Here is a 17,426-nt window from a genome sequence, read left to right as displayed (position 1 = left end):
CAGTTCTCCTCGCTCGAGAGCGCGCGTGGTGTTCAGGAAGGCAGCAGAGCGCCGGCGTCCGAGGGGGCGCGGAGGCTCAGGTACACCGCCGCGTGGCTCAGGTCCGAGGGCGCGCGGAGGCTCAGGTACACCGCCGCGTGGCTCAGGTCCGAGGGCGCGCGGAGGCTCAGATAGACCACCGGAACCCCGAAGTCATAGGCCGAGGCGCCGGGCTCCGCGCGCACGTGCTCCTCGTAAGCCCTCGTGAGCTCTTGCGCGGTGCACGCGCAGCCCGCCTCGGCGGCGATCGCGAGGATGCGCGTCATGTCCCCGTCCGCCTCGGCCATCTTCTCCGCGAGGCGCTCGTCCACCTCGACCTGCGCCAGGAACGCGCGCGCGCCGCTCCTCTTCGCGTCTCCTGCCCTCAGCCCCTGGTTCATGCTCGAAAAACCGGTCGTAGCGAGTTGTCCGTCCATGTGCGCAAGACCTCCTTCAGGGTCTCTTGAGGCCACGGAACCGTGGCGGCGGTGTGCCGCGCGCGGTCCGTCGTCTCGCATCCCCAGAGCAGGTCCCGCGCCAGCGCCGCGGGCGCGCGAAATGGCCGATGGGGGCGGCCCTTGCGGGGCCCGTTGCGCGCGCCTTCGCGCGAGTTGCGCGAGCGCTCGCGCAACTCGCGCAGCCGCTCCTCCCTTCGGCGCCGGCACCGTGATCGGCGCCGGCAGCGTCTTCACCCGCGACATCCCGGGAGGCGTGTTCGCCGCCGGCAACCCGTGCCGCGTGGTACGCCAGCTGGACCTGCCAGGCGCATGAGGCGAGCCGCCGAGGGCTGAGCTCGCCAGGCCGGTCAAGGCCGGCCGACGCGGGCTATCCCGGCCCGGAGAGGCCGGGCCGGCTTGTGATCCGGGCGAACGGCTCCAGGTTGTCCTTCCATACCCGCTGTACGAGGAGAGCCATGCTGCAAAAGCCCATCGAAGGCGCGTGTTTCCTGTGCGAGACCGGCGCGGCGCGCTGGAACGATCCGGCGGCCGCCAGGGATCCTGCCGAGGCAGGCCACGAGAGGGAGGGCCTCGCGCGGCGGCTCGACGAGCTGAGGAGTGGGCGGTGCACCCCGGAGGAGCTCCGGTCCCACCTCCTGCAGATGTGCGCGATGTGCCAGAAGGTGCTGATGGATGTGGGCGAGGGGGCGACGAAGGAGGAGGTCATCTCCCGGCTCGAGTACTGCGTCGCGCGCCTGCGGGACGTGGCGCGCGCCGAGAGCGGCGCGGCGGGCTGAAGCCGCCGCGCGACTCCGCGGGCGGACATGGACGATCTGGGCGCCGGCTGCGGAAGAGCGGAAGATGAGGAGCGCGAGCGAGAGGGAGACCGACGTGCAGGCGAGGCGACAAGGACGGATCACGACCGTCCTTGCTCACGCGATCTCGCGAGGCGCCACGAGCGCGCTCGTGCGGTCCGGACATCGCGGGGCGACGGCGACGCGCCGCACGGAATCGCGGATGCGCCGCGCGGAACCGGGCGAGCGGCGCCGGGAAATTCGCGTGCGGGGAGGCGGGATCACCCACTACGCTGGGCACCTCCTCGAACCGCGAAGGTTGCCATGAGCGATGACATCGTCGAGCTGACCACGAAGCACACGTACGGTACCTGGCGCGCCCAGCGCGGCTGGAAGCCGATCCACGTCACCCGCGCGGAGGGCTGCGCGTTCTGGGATGCGTCCGGCAAGCGCTACCTGGACCTGTCCTCGCAGCTCATCTGCTCGAACCTCGGACACCAGAACGAGGCCGTGATCGAGGCGATCTGCGCGCAGGCGAGGCAGCTCGCCTACATCAGCCCGGCGCATACGTGCGAGGTGCGGGTCAGGGCGGCGCAGAAGCTCCTGGAGGTGATGCCGAAGGGGCTCGACAAGTTCTTCTTCGCGACGTCGGGCACGGAGGCGAACGAGGCGGCGTTCAAGATGGCGCGGCTTTACACGGGCAAGCACAAGATCATCGCGCGCTACACGTCGTACCACGGCTCGACGGCGGGCTCGATCGCCGCGACGGGCGACTTCCGCCGCTGGTTCATCGAGCCGGCGGGCAAGATCCCGGGCGTGGTGTTCGGCCCGGAGGTGAACTGCTATCGATGCCCGCTCGGCCGGAGCTACCCCGAGTGCGGCGTCGCGTGCGCCGACTACCTGGCTTACATGATCGACCACGAGGAGAACGTGGCGGCGGTGCTGATCGAGCCGATCGTGGGCACGAACGGCGTCCTCATCCCGCCGGCCGAGTACCTGCCGCGGATCGCCGAGGTCGCGCGGAAGCGCGGGGTGCTCCTGATCGCCGACGAGGTGATGAGCGGCTGGGGCAGGACCGGGAAGTGGTTTGCTGTCGATCACTGGGGGGTGGTGCCGGACATCCTGACGACCGCGAAGGGCGTGACGAATGCGGCCGCGCCGCTCGGGGTCGTGGCGACGTCCCGCGCGATCGCGGACTACTTCGATGACAACATGTTCCCTCACGGCCACACCTACGAGGCCCACCCGCTCACGCTGGCCCCGGTGGTCGCCGCGATCGACGAGTATCGCCGGCTGGACCTCCTGAACCGCGCGACGAAGATGGGAGAGATCGTGGGCGAGAAGCTCCGCGCCCTCAAGGAGAAGCACCCCTCGATCGGCGATGTGCGCGGGATCGGCCTGTTCTGGGCGGTGGAGCTCGTGAAGGACCGCGCGACGAAGGAGCCGTTCAACGTGCCGCAGGACAAGGCGGCCCGGCGGCCCCTCGTGGTCGACGCGGTCGTCGCCGAGGCGGCGAAGCGCGGGGTGTCGCTCATGGGGTGGGTGAGCCACCTGCTCGTGGCGCCGCCGCTCATCATCAGCGAGGCGGAGATCGAGGAGGGGATCGCGGCGCTCGACGCGGCGCTCGACGTCGCCGACCAGAAGCTCTCGGCCTGAGGCGCGCCGGGGGCCAGCTGATCCCCCGCGGCTGCCGGGCACGGCTGGCCCGACAGCCGCGGGGGATCGGGCTGGCGTGCTATGCTCGCCGTATGATGGCACGCACGAACGGCTTGCCGACCCGTCCGCCCCGGAACACGGGGCCGATCGAGCTGCGGGACTTCGGGCCGAACGGCCGCCGGCTGGGTACGCCCGACGACTGCTACGACGGCAGCCCGTGGGAGCTGCACCGCGGGGAGCTGATCGAGCAGATGGGGAGCAAGGACATCCATGGCATCGTGATGGCCCTCCTCGCTGCCCTGTTCCGCACGCACGCGCGCGAGGGGTTCACCGTGATGACGGACGTGTACTGCGACCTCAGCGACCCGGCGGGGCCGTCGCTCCGGGCGCCGGACGTGGTGGTCGTGGGCGATCTCTCGTCGCCGCGGAACGACGCCTACCGCGGCACGCCCGTGCTGGCCGTGGAGATCCGGGGCACGCAGTCGAAGCGCTACCTCGAGGAGAAGGTGAAGCTCTACCTGGAGCACGAGTGGCCGTGGGTGTGGATCGCGCACGCGGAGCGGCGGGAGCTCGAGGTCGTGCGGCCGGGGACGGCGTCGATCACCTACCGGCCGGGCGCCGAGGTGCCGCTCCTGCCGGAGCTGGGCAAGCACGGCCTCGGCGCCGTGCCGGTCACGGCGCTGTTCGAGGAGCGCGACGCGTCGCGGTTCACCGACGAGTGGGTGCAGGCGCGCACCCAGGCGCGCACCCAGGCGCGCGCGATCCTCGCGGTGCTCTCGGCGCGGGGGCTCGCGGTGCCCGAGGCGGTGCGGGCCCAGGTGCTCGCGTGCGAGGACCCGGCGGCGCTGGAGCGATGGCTGACCAGCGCGGCGACGGCGGCGAGCGGGGCGGCGTTCGCGGCGGCGGTGGACCGAGGGTGACGCCGGCGGCCGTCACCGGCCCGAGGGGGCCGGCGGCGGCGCCGAGCCGCGCGCGCACGCGGCGGCGCGCCCGAGGAGCAGCTCGCGCTCGCGTGCGTTGCGCGTGAGCGACGCGGCGCGCTCGAACTCCGCGCGCGCCTCGTCGAGGCGGCCGAGCTTCGCGAGGAGGTCGCCGCGCACGCTCGGCAGGAGGTGATAGCCCTCGAGCGCGCGCTCCGAGGTCAGCGCGTCGACGGCGGCGAGGCCCGCCGCCGGGCCGAGCGCCATCGAGAGCGCGACGGCGCGGTTCAGCTCGACGACGGGCGACGGCGTGACCTGGGCGAGCGCCGCGTAGAGCGCCGCGATGCGCGCCCAGTCCGTCTCCGCCGCGGTGCGCGCCCGCGCGTGGCAGGCGGCGATCGCGGCCTGGAGCGCGTAGGGCCCGTGCGCGCCGCCGAGCTGCTCGGCGCGCGCGAGCGCCGCGAGGCCGCGCCGGATCAGGAGGTGATCCCAGCGGGCGCGGTTCTGATCCAGGAGCAGGATGGGCTGCCCCGACGGGTCGACCCGCGCCCCGGAGCGGGACGCCTGGATCTCCATGAGCGCGACGAGGCCGTGGACCTCCGGCTCCTTCGGGACGAGCTCGGCCAGGATGCGGCCGAGGCGGAGCGCGTCCTCGCAGAGGGCAGGCCGCATCCAGTCGTCGCCGGCGGTCGCCGAGTAGCCCTCGTTGAAGACGAGGTAGACGACCTGGAGGACCGACGACAGGCGGGGGGCGAGGTCGGCCCCGCGGGGGACCTCGAAGGGGACGCGCGCCTCGGCGAGGGTCCGCTTGGCCCGGACGATGCGCTGGGCGACGGTCGGCTCGGGGACGAGGAACGCGCGCGCGATCTCCTCGGTCGTCAGGCCTCCGAGCAGGCGGAGCGTGAGCGCCACCTGGGCCTCGGTCGAGAGGACCGGGTGGCAGGCGGTGAACACGAGGCGCAGGAGATCGTCGCCGACATCGTCGTCGAGCGCGGCCTCCAGGTCGGGCGCGGCCATCGCGCGCTGGGCCTCGATCTCGTGGCCGAGCTCCTCGTGCTTGCGCTCGATCCGCTTGCCCCGGCGGAGCTCGTCGATGGCGCGACGCTTCGCGGTGGCCATGAGCCACGCGCCCGGGTTGTCCGGGACGCCCGACTCCGGCCACCGCTCGAGCGCGGTGACGAGCGCGTCCTGCGCGAGCTCCTCGGCGAGGCCGACGTCGCGCACCATCCGCGCGAGGCCGGCGATGAGCCTTGCCGACTCGATCCGGAAGACCGCGTGGATCGCGCGATGCGCGTCGGGAGCCGTCACGGCGCTCGATCAGAGCACCTTCCTCCGCCGGCGCAAGCCCGGGCGCGCCGCGGCTACTTCTTCGCCTCCAGCTGCGCCCGCAGGCGCTCGTCCTGCTCCCTGAGCTCGGGCGTGAGCACGGGGCCGAAGTCCTCGATATCGAACACCTGGCGGATCTCGATCTCGGACTCCTCGAGCATGGGGTTGGGGCAGCGCTTCACCCACTCGATGGCCTCTTCCTTCGAGCTCACCTTCCAGATCCAGAAGCCGGCGATCAGCTCCTTGGTCTCGGCGAAGGGCCCGTCGATCACGGTCCGCTTCTCGCCGGAGAACCGGACGCGCGCGCCCTTCGCGCTCGGGTGGAGCCCGTCGCCGGCGACCATCACGCCGGCCTTCACCAGCTCCTCGTTGAACTTCCCCATCTCGGTGAAGAGCTGCTCGCTCGGCATGACGCCCGCTTCGCTGTCCTTGGTGGCCTTGATCAGGATCATGAATCGCATGGTCGTGTCTCCTTGCTTCCGGGTGGAAGCCGGGCTTCCGGAGGGGCTCCGGCGGGGGTGAACCCTGGCTTCACCGTCACGACGAACAGGGGGCCACGGGATCGACACGCCGGGCGATCTTTTTTTTACGTTGCCATAAGTAATTGAAATTGTTATAGGATCTGCCGGATCGCCAGCCCGCCGCCCCGGGCCAGGGGCTCAGAAGCGGCTGCGCAGCAGCGCGTCGCCGCCGCCGCCCGGCAGGATCGCGGGCGCGAGGGCGACCGAGGTGCGCTGCTCTGGCGCCGTCAAGAGGAGCACCAGGCCAGCGCCGATCCCCGCGAGGCCGATCGCGCCGAGCACGGTGCCCGATCTCCCGCTCGCACAGCGCGAGGTTGTACAGGTTGCCGCGCGACGCATACAGCGCCTGGCCCTGGCGGAACAGCGGGAGCGTATCGCTGGAAGATCTCTTGTTCGCCTCAATCGAAGATCTCCCGATGACTCTTGGGCGTCTTGGGTGGGGTGGTCGCCGGCGGCGGCTTCGGCGGCGTGTGGGGCGCGGCGCTGCTCCCGGCTTCGAGGCACACGCCGGCAGCGCCGGCGAGCAGCGCCACGCGGTTGCGTGGCTTGCGGCTCCGCGTGGTGTTGCGCAGCAGCTCGTGGGAGCCTCGAGCACGGGGCCGACGTCTTCGTCGAGCCCCGTCGTCGATTGTCGTGGAGCGGTGCGGAGTGGAGCTGACTAGGCAGGGACGGGGCCGCGCGGCTGCCGCGCCCCCGCCGCGCCGGAAGGCGGCGATTACGGCTCGGTCCCGAGCCGCTCGGCGGCCTTCTTCTGCTGGAGCCGGTGCTTGACGGCCCCGAAGATGACCGGCGCCACCGAGACGAAGATGATCAGGTAGACGACCCGCTCGATCTGCTTCGCGTCGAAGACCTTGCCAAGGAAGTACCCGAGGAAGGTCATCGAGAAGACCCAGAGAACGCCGCCCACCACATTGAACATCGCGAAGCGCCGGTACGCCATCTGCCCCACGCCCGCGACCACCGGGGCGAACGTCCGGGCGAACGGCATGAAGCGCGCGAGGATGATCGTCTTGCCGCCGTGCTTCTCGTAGAACTTCTGCGTCGCGATCAGGTGATCCTTGCGGAACAGGAGCGACTGCTCGCGCGTGAAGATCTTCGGCCCGGCGCGCCGCCCGATCGAGAAGCCCACGGCGTCGCCGATGATCGCCATCGCCATCAGCGTGACGTTCATCAGGAGCAGGTTCTGGAAGTTCGTCAGATTGAGAGGGTTGATGAGCCCCGCGTTGACGAGCACCCCGGCCGTGACGAGCAGCGAGTCCCCCGGGAGGAAGAACCCGATGAGCAGCCCCGTCTCGGCAAAGATGATGATCATCAGGACGGGGTAGCCGCCCCACTCGAGGAGCGACTCGAGCTCCCTCAGCCTGCTGAAAAATTCACGAAGGAGTTCCACGCCCGCTCGATAGCTCACCTCGGCGGCCGCGTCGAACCCCGCGTGCACCCCTGCCAGGGCCCCCGCCGCTGGCGTCCAGGGTGGCCGTGCACACGAGCGCCGCCGGCCCGCGAGGCACCCCCACGCGGCGCGGGACGCCTCGCCGGCTCGCCGGGGCCCTCCAGCGCCAAGGGGGCGAGCTCCCCGGCCTCGCTCCCCGGAAATCCACGGGGGAGTGAGCCCCCGGCCGCGCCGGCTGACCGCGCCGGCGGTGGCCGCGCGCGCTACCGCGCATGGCGCGCCAGGTACTCCTTGAGGTGCAGCTTCCGGGCGGTGTTCTCGGACGACATGTAACGTATCGTGCCGAAGATCTCGCGCTCCGGACCCCACGCCCGATCGTAGCGGCCGAGCACCCAGAAGATGCCCGAGGTGGAGTTCGGGTCGCGGCCGTCGAGCGCATACCGATCGTTGAGCTCGATCATGACCTCGAGCGCCTCGCGCGGCGTCCGCGACCACTCCAGGATCTTCTTGCCCCAGAGCATGCGCAGGTAGTTGTGGATTCGACCCTCGCGGAGGAGCTCGACCTGCGCCGCGTTCCAGATCCGGTCGTGGGTCGCCCCGGCCGCGAGCGCCTCGATCGGGTAGACGCGCGGGCGCCTGTCGCGCGCGTGCTTCTCGAGCGTCGCGAGCGCCCAGTCCGGAAGAGACTCGTAGTCGGTCGGATCGCGCTTCCACGAGAGGCGCGGACCGTCTCCCTCGCTCGCCCCGAGCGCGAAGGCGTTGAACCCGAGCTCCCGCCAGGTGACGAGCTGCTCGAGGAACGCCTCGGCCGAGGCGCTCATCCCCCAGAACCCGTCGCGGCTGCCGCTCGGCCTCCGGACGCCGTCGTCGGGGCGGCCGAGCCGCTCGGCGCGGAAGCCCTCGCGCCGGGCGACGGCGGCGAAGACCTCGTGCGCCGCGAGGTGGCCGAAGTGCAGGTACGGCGACAGGCCGCTCGCCGCGCCGGCGTCGGGGTGATCGCGCTCCTCCAGGTAGCGCGGGAGCCGCTCCGAGACGAAGCGCGCGAGCTCCTTGCCCGCCGTCTCCGGGCCGCCCCGGCGCGGCACCGGCGGGACGGCGTGATCGATGGGGAGCGCCGAGAGCGCGGCAGGGTCGCCCCCGAGCAGCGCCGGCGAGGCCGCCGGCCACCGCCGCGCGATCGCGCGGGGGAGCGGAGCCGCCGGCCGGAGCTTCGCCTTCCTCAGCGGATCGACCGCCGGCTGCGCGCCGAGGTGCTCGCCGATCACCCGCTGCCAGAAGATGCGGAACGAGCGCGCGGTCGTGAACACCCGATCGGCCGCGCGGATCGGCAAGAGGCCGTTCGAGTCCACCTGCTCCAGGCGGACCGGCACCTGCCGCGCCGCCGAGGCGACCATCCGGGGGAGAAAGAAGCACGGGTAGTCGTCCGTCACCACCACGCACGCCCGCGCCGCGAGCGCGCCGAGCAGACCCTTGCCGGCCCCCGCGGCGGGCTCGACATAGGGGTGAGCCATGACGCCCGCCGCCGCGAGGCGGCGCGCGTTGTCGGCCATGCCGTCGATCACGAAGCGATGAATCCTGTCGCTCGCCCAGCGGTGGCCGCACCGGAGCGCCTCCAGCACGACGAGCGGCCGATCGAGCTCCATCGACCAGGCGACCGCGCGCTCCAGACCGAAATTGTACCTTGTCCGGCGACTCGCGATCATCCAGTAAAGGACGTAGTCGCCGTCCTCGCGGACTGGCATCGCGTTGCGGGTGCGGAGCCGGAGCTCGGGGACGCTGCTCGAGATCACGCGACCTCCTCCACGGCCGGCCCCGCCGGCGAAGGTGGATCGGTGCCCTAGCACAGCCCGACCCGGCGCGCGCAGGACACGCCTGGCAGGATCACCTGGAAGAGGCCGCGCGCCGGCCCGGCCTCTCGGGCGTCACCCGCGCTTGCGCTGCAGGGAGGGCGGCCTCAAGTACCGCCGCAGCGGTCATGGCTCGGCGCGCGAGGCCTCGGCGCACGAGCACGGCGCGCGAGGAAGGGGCAACATGGCGCTCGATATCCTGAAAGAGCGGGGGATACCGCTCGACCGCCAGTCGTTCAACTGGCGTGATCTCGTCCAGGTGCCGTTCAGCAAGCTCGACGACGACGCCTTCACCCGGGTCCGCGTCATCCTGATGAACGGTATCGAGCTCGAGAGCGTGCGGTTCCTGCACAGCTTCGCGCGCATGAACCGGGATCTACGGCGCGTGCTCGCCCAGGTGCGGCGCGTCGACCACCACCAGGCCACGGTGGTGAACTGGCTCAGCCCGCCGGATCAATCGCCGCTGGAGACCACCATCGGATACGAGCAGGTCGCCATCGAGATCACCGCGCACGCGGCGCTCTCCGAGCCGGACCCGTACCTCGCGCAGGTCTATCGCTTCGGCATGCTCGAGGACTACGACCACCTGTATCGCTACTCGGCGCTCCTGGACCGCCTGGAAGGCAAGGACGCGAACAACATCCTGCAATCGTACACCGACGTGACGGTGGGCCGCCCGACCGCGGTGGAGCACCGCGCCCCCGAGGACGACGTGCGCGCGCCCTACGACCGCCGGACCGCGAGCGCGATCACGAAGCTCAACGCGCTCACCATCATGGCCGCCGAGCAGCAGACGCACAACTACTACCTCAACGTCGGTCCGTTCTTCGCGGACCCGGTGGCGCGGCTGCTCTACGCCGAGATCGCCTCGATCGAGGAGCAGCACGTCACCCAGTACGAGGCGCTCATCGACCCCGCGGAGACCTGGCTCGAGAAGTGGGTCCTGCACGAGGCCAACGAGGTCTACAACTACTGGAGCTGCCTCCAGCAGGAGCAGAACGCCCGCGTGAAGCGGATCTGGGAGCGGTTCCTCGATTACGAGCTCGGGCAGCTCCACGTGGCCATCGACCACTTCAACCGGATCGAGCGGCGCGACGCGGCCGAGATCCTGCCCGCCTCGCTCCCGGACCCGGTCTCGCACAAGAGCCACCGCCAGTTCGTGCGCGACGTGCTCTCCAGGGAGGTGCACCTGCGCGCCGTCGGCGAGGCCATCGTCGACCCGAACGTCGTTCCGGAGAGCGCCGCGACGCTCGCTTACCGGCAGCAGATGAACTCCGCCGGCTCGCCCTCCGAGATCGTGGCCGCGGGCTACCGGTTCACGCCGGGCACCGAGCTCTCGCGACGCGCCGAGAAGATCGACGGACAGAAGGAGGCGACGCCATGAAGCAGATCACGATCGGGACGAACACCACGGGTATCGCGACCTCGCCCCTCGACAGCAAGGAGCTCATCGAGTTCGCGCAGGCGATCCCGCCGAGCTCCCCCGGGAGCGAGGCCGACGCCGCGGCGGTGAGGAGCGAGTACGCGCGGGAGTCGGGCACCGTCGGGAGCGTGCCGCCGCCGGTGAGCCTCAAGGGCGTGGTCAAGGCGGCCGGGGAGCTCATCCAGGGCAGGCCGCCCGCGCTCCTTATCGACAAGCTCGGCGAGCGCCTCCAGTTCGAACGCTCGGGCACGCGCCTCTACGAGGCGCTGATCACGAAGTACGACGCGGAGGGGAGCTTCGAGGGAGGCCCGACCCGCGCCGACCTCGAGGCGATCCGCGACGACGAGCTCCGGCACTTCGCGCTGCTGAAGCGCGCGATCGAGCGGCTCGGGGCCGATCCGACCGCGATGACGCCCAGCGCCGACGTGATCGGGCTGGCGTCGGCCGGCGTGTTCTCGGTCGCCGTCGAGCCGAGGATCAACTTCGGGCAGAGCCTGCAGGCGCTGCTCGTCGCCGAGCTCACGGACAACGACAGCTGGCGGATGCTCATCGACCTGGCGACCGCTTACGGCCAGGACGAGATGGCCGCCGAGTTCCGCGTGGCCGAGCAGCACGAGGTGCGCCACCTCGAGCTCGTGCGCGGGTGGCTGTCCTGCAAGCTCGCGCTGGAGGCGCGCGGCGAGCCCACCGCCACGACGCCGCAGCAAGCCGCCTGACGCCGGCCAGGCGTGCTCTCCGGGCGATCGGGGACGGTGGGAGGGACACGGCCGGGAGCGGTGAGAGGGACGCGGCCGTCGTAGACCGGCTTCCGGGATCTGGGTATGACGCTCGGGGCGCGGGCGTGGCGCATGCGGGGTGCGGCCGGCGGCTTCGCGCCCCGGATGAACCCATGGACCGACCCCAGAAGCTCCGATCGCTGTTCCTGCTGCCCCTCATCGCGCCGCTCGCCTGCGGCGGCGCTGCGGCGCCCGCGCCCGCGCCGCCCCAGCAGGCCGCCGCGCCGACCCCGGCCGCCCCGGCCGCCCCGGCGCCGGCCGCGCCGGCGAAGGCCGCGCCGCGCGCCGACGCGACGCTCCTGCCGCGGAGCATGCTCTTCGGCAACCCCGATCGCGCGTCTCCCAAGATCAGCCCGGACGGCCAGCGGCTCGGGTTCCTCGCCCCGTCCGAGGGCGTGCTCAACGTGTGGGTCGGCCCGGCCCGCGATCCGGCCGCGGCCAGGCCGGTCACGAAGGAACAGGGCCGCGGCGTGCGCACCTTCCTGTTCCCCTACGCGAGCGACTACGTCCTCTATCGCCAGGACAAGGGCGGCGACGAAAACTGGCACATCTACGCCGTCGAGCTCAAGACCGGGCAGATCAAGGATCTCACGCCCTTCGAGGGCATCGCCGCAACGTTCGAGGGGGTGAGCCCGAAGATCCCGGACGAGATCCTTATCGGCATGAACGATCGGGACAAGAAGCTCCACGACCTCTACCGCGTCTCGGTCCGCACCGGCGAGCGCAAGCTCGTGCGGCAGAACGACGGGTTCGCGGGGTTCGTCGCCGACGGCGACTTCAAGGCGCGGCTCGCGGTGCGGATGACGGCCGACGGAGGCCAGGAGTACCTCGACGTCACCGGCAAGGAGCCGAAGCCCTTCGTCGCGTTCGGGCACGAGGACGCCGTCACGAGCGACGCGATCGGCTTCGACGCGACCGGCAAGACGCTCTATTTCCAGGACAGCCGCGGCCGCGACACCTCCGCGCTCGTCGCCCTCGACCCGAGGACCGCGAAGCCCGCGGTGCTCGCCGAGGACGCGAAGGCCGACGTCAGCGCGGTGATCGTCCACCCGAGGACGGGCAAGGTGCAGGCGGCGGCCTCCGAGCACGAGCGCAAGCGCTGGCACGTGGTCGACAAGAGCCTCCAGCCGGACCTCGACGCCCTCCGCGCGGTCGCCGATGGCGAGCTCGACGTGCTGAGCCGCTCGCTCGACGACACGCGCTGGACCGTCGGTTACACCGTCTCCGACGGCCCGGCCCGGTACTACCTCTACGAGCGCGGAACGAAGAAGGCGACGTTCCTCTTCACGAACCGGACGGCGCTCGAGTCGCAGCCGCTCGTGAAGATGCGGCCCGTCATCATCAAGGCGCGCGACGGGCTCGAGCTCGTGAGCTACCTGTCGCTCCCGCGCGCCGCCGACCCCGACGGGGACGGCAAGCCGGACCGGCCGCTCTCGACCGTGCTGCTCGTGCATGGCGGCCCCTGGGCGCGCAGCTCCTTCCGCCTCGATCCGATGCACCAGTGGCTCGCGAACCGCGGCTACGCCGTGCTGAGCGCCAACTTCCGGGGCTCGACGGGGTTCGGGAAGAGGTTCGTCAACGCGGGCGACCTGGAGTGGGCGGGCAAGATGCACGACGACCTGCTCGACGCGGTCGCCTGGTCGGTCGCGCAGGGCATCGCCGACAAGGATCGCGTGGCGATCATGGGCGGCAGCTACGGCGGCTACGCGACGCTCGTCGGCCTGACCTTCACGCCCGAGACCTTCGCCTGCGGCGTCGACATCGTCGGTCCGTCGAACCTCGTGACCCTGCTCGAGTCGATCCCGCCCTACTGGGCGCCGATGCTCGATCTCTTCGCCAAGCGGGTCGGCGACCCCCGCACCGAGGCGGGCCGCGAGCTCCTGCGCCAGCGCTCGCCGCTCCACCGCGCCGACAAGATCAAGCGGCCGCTCCTCATCGGCCAGGGCGCCAACGACCCGCGCGTGAAGCAGGCCGAGAGCGATCAGATCGTCAAGGCGATGACCAGCAAGGGGATCCCGGTGACGTACGCGCTGTACCCCGACGAGGGCCACGGCTTCGCCCGCCCGGAGAACGCCATGTCGTTCAACGCGATCGCGGAGACCTTCCTCGCGCAGTGCCTCGGCGGCTCCTACGAGCCGATCGGCAGCGACTTCCAGGGGGCGAGCGTCACCGTCCCCATCGGCGCCGACGTCGTCCACGGCCTCCCCGCGGCGCTCCCCCGGCCCTGATCCCCCGCCTTCCGAGGCCCGCCTGCGCAGCGCGGCGGGCCTCGCCGCGCGCCGCCGCGTCCCCGGGAACCCCCGCGCCGCTACGTCTGCTGCGTCGACGCGGCCCGCGCGCGCCGCCGCGCCCCGGGCTCGCTCGCCGGGGGCATGCTCGAGAGGTCGTCGAGCGTCTCCAGCAGCTGCTCCAGGTCGAACGGCTTGTTGATGATCCGCGTCGCGTCCGGGTGGTTCGGGTCGATGCAGAAGCCGGGATCGCTGAGCGCGGTCACGAGCACGACCGGCACCGCTCTCCCCTCGGCCGCGAGCGTCTCCATGAGGCGCGGCCCGTCCAGGAACGGCATCACGCAGTCGAGGACGATGACGTCCGGCGGCGCCTGGGAGCGCAGCCGCTCCAGTGCCTCGCGGGGGTCGGTGTACCCCTCGACGTCATACCCTTCTGCCAGCAGCACCTCTTCCAGCGTCTCGACGATGGCGTCGTCGTCGTCGACGATGACGATGCGCCGCCGCCTTCCACTTGTTGCTGCGTCTCCCTGCTCGTCGCTCACGCTCACCTCGGTGGAGAACCCCGGTGTCACTTCTGGGACCGGCTGCTCTCGCCGTCTACCCTCGGATACCGCGTCTGTGCGAATTGTTTACAGGCTCTCCCGGAGCTCGCTCCGGCGGCCCAGGGCTCCGCCCTCCATCGGCGCTCCCGCGGGCGACCCCGCGCGGCCTCAGCTCCCCGGCGGGGCCTGTCCGGGCGCCTGCAAGAGGTCCGGGGAGCTCCCCCTCTTCGTGTGCAGCTGGACGGGCTTCTGGCGCAGCCGGAGGCGCATGTTGACGAGCTCGACGCTGAGCGAGAACGCCATGGCGAAGTAGATGTAGCCCTTGCTGATGTGCTGGCCCATGCCGTCGGCCACGAGCACCACGCCGATGAGCAGCAGGAAGCTCAGCGCGAGGATCTTCATGCTCGGGTGGCGGTGGATGAACGCGCCGATCGTGCCCGCGAAGACGAGCATCACGCCCACCGCGATGAACATGGCCACCATCATGATCGAGACGTGCTGCGCCATGCCGACCGCGGTGATGACCGAGTCGAGCGAAAAGACGATGTCGAGCAGCACGATCTGCGTGATGACGGAGGGGAACGACGCCCTGGGCTTCGCCTGCGGTTCGCTGGGCTCCTCGACCTCGAGCTTGTCGAACATCTCGTGGGTCGCCTTGCCGATCAGGAACAGACCGCCGCCGAGCAGGATCAGGTCACGCCCGCTGAAGTCGTGTCCGAGCAGGCTGAACAGGGTGGCCTTGAGCCCCATCACCCACGAGATCGCGAGCAGGAGGAGCAGCCGCATGCCGAGGGCGAGCAAGAGGCCGATGCGGCGGGCGATCGGCTGCTGCTCCGGCGGCAGCCTCGCCGTCATGATGGAGAGGAAGACGATGTTGTCGATTCCAAGGACGATTTCCAGCGCGCTGAGCGTCGCGAGCGTGATCCAGCCATCGGCGTGCAGAAAGGCGCTCATGTCGGGCATCGAGGTGGCCCTTTGTAGCATGACGCGGTGCGAATGCCCGCGACGTCTCCTGTGCATCGCCCGCTCCCCGCGGGGTCCGAGGCGATCTTGCTTCCGCGTTCAGGGCGCAGGGCGCAGGGCGAAAGAAGCCAGCGTCGCTGTGGGCGCGCCCATCCACGTGCCCATCCACGTGCCCATCCACGTGACCGACGCGAGCGCCATGGGCCACTTGACGCAGGTTGTTGACATCCGGTACAGATGTTATGGAAGTACGATCAAGTGGATCTGCCTCCTTCCTGGCTTCCAGGTGAGCTCCTGAGGGGTGTTGGCGAGCTCGCCGAGGGGTGCTGTGCCTTTTCGCCACACGGGCGAAGCGGCGTGGTCGCCTGTTCTCCACCCGGAACAGGTCGTCTCATGGAGGGGGGGACGACCTCGTGACGCTGGTTCCGAAGGTCGGATTCGGGCAGGAGGCGAGCTGGGCTGCCCGGGGCGGCGCTGACGGGTTATCGCTCGGGCGAGCGCTCTTTGGGGACGATGCGCCGGCCGAGGAGCCGGGGGCGTGCTGGCTGGACGGAGACGAGGTCTGGCTGCGCATCGAGGGGCTCGACCCGGGCTACCCGGTCGTCCTGCTCGGCTCGATGGGCGCCTGGATCGAGCCCGATTACCAGACCTCGTTCCCCTTCGGCAGCGTGGCCTCCGTGCGCCTGTACTTCCGCGGCGTCGAGATCGGCCCGCTCCCCGCCCTGCTGGTGCTGCAGTCGATGGGCCTGCGGGGCCCGCTCATCGGGCTCTCGTTCCAGGAGGTGTCCGCGCGCGCGAGCGGCCAGATCCGCGAGGCGCTGCGCGCCCTCGTCGACGCCGGCGCGGCGAAGGCCGCGGCCTCGAGCCTCTTCAGGTCCTCGGCCGCGGAGGCCGGGCAGGTGCGCGAGGTCATCGACGACCCGCGGCGGGTGCGCGACATCCTGAGCGTCCTCCTGCGCAAGAAGGGCATCGTCCGCCGCGCCGCCGAGAGCGCGCCGTCGCTGTGCGTGATGCTCAGCGAGGTCGAGGTCGGGACGGTCCGCTGGTTCGGCATCGAGGGCTGGAACGAGGCGGCCGCGGTCGAGATCGCCGGGCACAGCTCCGTCTTCCGCTTCAACATCCGGGCGGAGCAGGTGCGCCCGGGCGAGATCGTGTCCGCGCTGCCGGCGCGGGTCGAGCGCCTCCGCCGGAGCCTCCATGAGCGGGGCGTCGAGGTCGAGCTCACCGCGCGCTTCCTGCACCCCGACTGGCTCCACCTGCCGCCGGTCGAGGCCGAGGTGGTCGACGTGTCCTTCGCGAGCCTCAGGCTCGCGCTCGGGGAAGGGCAGCCGCCGCTGGACGCGAGGCTCAAGCTCGCGCTGGAGCTCCCGGACGGCGATGACGGGGTGATTCACCTGAAGGGCGAGGTGCGGTCGGTGTCCGCGGGCGAGGGCGCCGCCGCGCAGCTCTGCAGCGTGCAGGTCGTCGCCGCGAAGCGCGAGGACGAGCGGCGCTGGCTGCGGCTCGTGTCCCGCATCCTGCACGCGACCACCTACGGGGGGACGGCCTGGCAGGCGGAGTTCTGGGACATCTTCGCCTCGTCGGGCTACTTCAACCTCTCCGGGCGGCGCCCGGAGAACTTCGATGCCATGAAGCCGAGCTTCATGAGGATGGCGCAGCGGGCCGCGGCGGCGCCGCACCTCCTGCACAACGTCACCTGCCTCTCCGAGCACGGCATCGAGGGCAATTTCTCGATGATGAAGCCTTACCACAGCACGTGGATGTTTCATCAGCTCGCGAAGCGGCCCAAGAGCGCCTCCAACCTGAGCTCGCGGCAGGTGCTCCGCGACATCTTCACGCGCTGCTGCGAGTACGCGCTGGCCGACCCGGAGTGCCGGTGGGTCATCGTCTACGCCGAGGCGCACGTCGCGTGGAACGAGCGGTCGTTCTTCGAGTTCGCCCGCAGGCACGAGGCGACAGGGCTCGTGCTCTCGCTGCCGTTCCGCCTGATGGGCGTCGATGTCCCGGCGCTGCCCCCCGAGCCCTCCTCTGCGGACGGCGCGCCGTTCGAGATCGGCGAGGCGACCCCGTCGGAGCAGGCGGCGCTCCTCGGCCATCTGTGCGCGACGTCGCCGCGCCTCTACGCGGAGGCGCTCGATCTCGTGCCGGGCAGGCTCGCGCTGGGCCCCTGCATCGAGCGCTGGCGCAGCGCGGGGCTCGAGCGGGAGCGCGCGCTGCTCGTGGCGCGCCAGCGCGGCGAGCCGGTGGCGGCCGCCATCCTCGAGCTCGGCGAGCTCGGCACGAACCTCTTCCGGCTGCTCGACTCGGTCCGTCTCGTCCCCATGCGCCCCGGCGGGGACGCCGCCTTCGCCCCGCTGCTCGACGCCGCGTGCGGCTGGTTCCGGAGCCACGATCGGCCGTCGTTCATCTGCTTCGGCGAGCGCGGCACGCTGAGCTACGAGGGGACTGCCGGCCTGAACGACCTCGGCGAAGGGCGGCTGTGGATCGTCGCGAGGGAGCTCATTCCGGAGTTCGCAGAGCATGTCTACCAGCTCACCGAGCCAAAGCCGCCGCCGCGCTAGCTCGGCTTCTGGTCCCCCACCTCT

Annotated in this window: 16 protein-coding genes; 7 read left to right on the top strand and 9 right to left on the bottom strand. The window is 71.3% G+C overall.

Features of this window, described 5'->3' with window-relative positions:
* Positions 1 to 32: 32 nt before the first annotated feature.
* Positions 33 to 455 carry a Nif11 family protein gene (locus WMF17_RS33255; protein ID WP_437645024.1) on the bottom strand — a complete coding sequence of 141 codons (423 nt, stop codon included), beginning with the start codon at positions 453 to 455 and terminating at the stop codon, positions 33 to 35.
* 476 nt (positions 456 to 931) lie between these two features.
* Here WMF17_RS33255 and WMF17_RS33250 point away from each other — a divergent pair, with 476 nt between their 5' ends.
* From WMF17_RS33250 to WMF17_RS33240, 3 genes are all read left to right on the top strand, one after another.
* Positions 932 to 1,252: a hypothetical protein gene (locus WMF17_RS33250; protein ID WP_437597256.1), complete on the top strand. Its 321-nt coding sequence runs from the start codon at positions 932 to 934 to the stop codon at positions 1,250 to 1,252.
* Positions 1,253 to 1,573: 321 nt separating this feature from the next.
* Positions 1,574 to 2,905, top strand: coding sequence for an aminotransferase family protein (locus WMF17_RS33245; protein ID WP_437597254.1), 1,332 nt, complete (start codon positions 1,574 to 1,576; stop codon positions 2,903 to 2,905).
* 92 nt (positions 2,906 to 2,997) lie between these two features.
* A complete protein-coding gene (locus WMF17_RS33240; protein WP_437597253.1) occupies positions 2,998 to 3,825 on the top strand; it encodes a Uma2 family endonuclease in 828 nt (275 codons plus the stop codon).
* A gap of 12 nt (positions 3,826 to 3,837) precedes the next feature.
* On the opposite strand, the gene WMF17_RS33235 is transcribed toward WMF17_RS33240, so the two are convergent.
* From WMF17_RS33235 to WMF17_RS33215, 5 genes are all read right to left on the bottom strand, one after another.
* On the bottom strand, positions 3,838 to 5,133 hold the full coding sequence (locus WMF17_RS33235; RefSeq protein WP_437597252.1) for an RNA polymerase sigma factor: 1,296 nt from the start codon (positions 5,131 to 5,133) through the stop codon (positions 3,838 to 3,840).
* Between the two features lie 53 nt (positions 5,134 to 5,186).
* Positions 5,187 to 5,612, bottom strand: a complete 426-nt coding sequence (locus tag WMF17_RS33230; protein ID WP_437597251.1) for a YciI family protein — start codon at positions 5,610 to 5,612, stop codon at positions 5,187 to 5,189.
* A 198-nt stretch (positions 5,613 to 5,810) separates the two neighbouring features.
* Positions 5,811 to 5,954, bottom strand: a complete 144-nt coding sequence (locus WMF17_RS33225) for a hypothetical protein (RefSeq protein WP_437597250.1) — start codon at positions 5,952 to 5,954, stop codon at positions 5,811 to 5,813.
* Positions 5,955 to 6,387: 433 nt separating this feature from the next.
* Complete coding sequence (locus WMF17_RS33220; RefSeq protein WP_437597249.1) at positions 6,388 to 7,062, bottom strand: VTT domain-containing protein; 675 nt, start codon at positions 7,060 to 7,062, stop codon at positions 6,388 to 6,390.
* Between the two features lie 263 nt (positions 7,063 to 7,325).
* Positions 7,326 to 8,852 carry a deoxyribodipyrimidine photolyase gene (locus WMF17_RS33215; protein ID WP_437645023.1) on the bottom strand — a complete coding sequence of 509 codons (1,527 nt, stop codon included), beginning with the start codon at positions 8,850 to 8,852 and terminating at the stop codon, positions 7,326 to 7,328.
* 241 nt (positions 8,853 to 9,093) lie between these two features.
* On the opposite strand from WMF17_RS33215, the gene WMF17_RS33210 reads away from it, so the two are divergent.
* The 3 genes from WMF17_RS33210 (at position 9,094) to WMF17_RS33200 (ending at position 13,336) form a co-directional block, all read left to right on the top strand.
* Positions 9,094 to 10,293 carry a hypothetical protein gene (locus WMF17_RS33210; RefSeq protein ID WP_437597246.1) on the top strand — a complete coding sequence of 400 codons (1,200 nt, stop codon included), beginning with the start codon at positions 9,094 to 9,096 and terminating at the stop codon, positions 10,291 to 10,293.
* On the top strand, positions 10,290 to 11,048 hold the full coding sequence (locus WMF17_RS33205) for a ferritin-like domain-containing protein (protein WP_437597245.1): 759 nt from the start codon (positions 10,290 to 10,292) through the stop codon (positions 11,046 to 11,048). Before WMF17_RS33210 ends, WMF17_RS33205 begins: the two co-directional genes overlap by 4 nt.
* Positions 11,049 to 11,221: 173 nt before the next feature.
* A complete protein-coding gene (locus WMF17_RS33200; RefSeq protein WP_437645021.1) occupies positions 11,222 to 13,336 on the top strand; it encodes an alpha/beta fold hydrolase in 2,115 nt (704 codons plus the stop codon).
* Between the two features lie 80 nt (positions 13,337 to 13,416).
* Here the strand turns inward: WMF17_RS33200 and WMF17_RS33195 are convergent, their stop codons facing one another.
* The 3 genes from WMF17_RS33195 to WMF17_RS33185 form a co-directional block, all read right to left on the bottom strand.
* Positions 13,417 to 13,908 carry a response regulator gene (locus tag WMF17_RS33195; RefSeq protein WP_437597243.1) on the bottom strand — a complete coding sequence of 164 codons (492 nt, stop codon included), beginning with the start codon at positions 13,906 to 13,908 and terminating at the stop codon, positions 13,417 to 13,419.
* A gap of 138 nt (positions 13,909 to 14,046) precedes the next feature.
* On the bottom strand, positions 14,047 to 14,841 hold the full coding sequence (locus WMF17_RS33190) for a TerC family protein (protein WP_437645020.1): 795 nt from the start codon (positions 14,839 to 14,841) through the stop codon (positions 14,047 to 14,049).
* Between the two features lie 99 nt (positions 14,842 to 14,940).
* Positions 14,941 to 15,069 carry a hypothetical protein gene (locus tag WMF17_RS33185; RefSeq protein ID WP_437645018.1) on the bottom strand — a complete coding sequence of 43 codons (129 nt, stop codon included), beginning with the start codon at positions 15,067 to 15,069 and terminating at the stop codon, positions 14,941 to 14,943.
* 185 nt (positions 15,070 to 15,254) lie between these two features.
* Between WMF17_RS33185 and WMF17_RS33180 the strand changes: the two genes are divergently transcribed.
* Positions 15,255 to 17,402 (top strand): hypothetical protein, encoded by a 2,148-nt coding sequence (locus WMF17_RS33180; RefSeq protein ID WP_437597240.1) that lies wholly within the window; start codon positions 15,255 to 15,257, stop codon positions 17,400 to 17,402.
* Positions 17,403 to 17,426 lie beyond the last annotated feature (24 nt).

The sequence above is a fragment of the Sorangium sp. So ce362 genome (assembly GCF_051519845.1).
GTDB lineage: Bacteria > Myxococcota_A > Polyangia > Polyangiales > Polyangiaceae > Sorangium.
The sequence above is the reverse complement of the archived record's forward strand: the minus strand, read 5'-3'. Positions and strand labels throughout refer to the sequence as shown.

Bases quoted from the DNA above. Each gene is read 5' to 3' on its own strand.
- WMF17_RS33255 (WP_437645024.1), bottom strand. From the start codon at position 455: ATGGACGGACAACTCGCTACGACCGGTTTTTCGAGCATGAACCAGGGG.
- WMF17_RS33250 (WP_437597256.1), top strand. From the start codon at position 932: ATGCTGCAAAAGCCCATCGAAGGCGCGTGTTTCCTGTGCGAGACCGGC.
- WMF17_RS33245 (WP_437597254.1), top strand. From the start codon at position 1,574: ATGAGCGATGACATCGTCGAGCTGACCACGAAGCACACGTACGGTACC.
- WMF17_RS33240 (WP_437597253.1), top strand. From the start codon at position 2,998: ATGATGGCACGCACGAACGGCTTGCCGACCCGTCCGCCCCGGAACACG.
- WMF17_RS33230 (WP_437597251.1), bottom strand. From the start codon at position 5,612: ATGCGATTCATGATCCTGATCAAGGCCACCAAGGACAGCGAAGCGGGC.
- WMF17_RS33210 (WP_437597246.1), top strand. From the start codon at position 9,094: ATGGCGCTCGATATCCTGAAAGAGCGGGGGATACCGCTCGACCGCCAG.
- WMF17_RS33205 (WP_437597245.1), top strand. From the start codon at position 10,290: ATGAAGCAGATCACGATCGGGACGAACACCACGGGTATCGCGACCTCG.
- WMF17_RS33200 (WP_437645021.1), top strand. From the start codon at position 11,222: ATGGACCGACCCCAGAAGCTCCGATCGCTGTTCCTGCTGCCCCTCATC.
- WMF17_RS33190 (WP_437645020.1), bottom strand. From the start codon at position 14,841: ATGCCCGACATGAGCGCCTTTCTGCACGCCGATGGCTGGATCACGCTC.
- WMF17_RS33185 (WP_437645018.1), bottom strand. From the start codon at position 15,069: ATGTCAACAACCTGCGTCAAGTGGCCCATGGCGCTCGCGTCGGTCACG.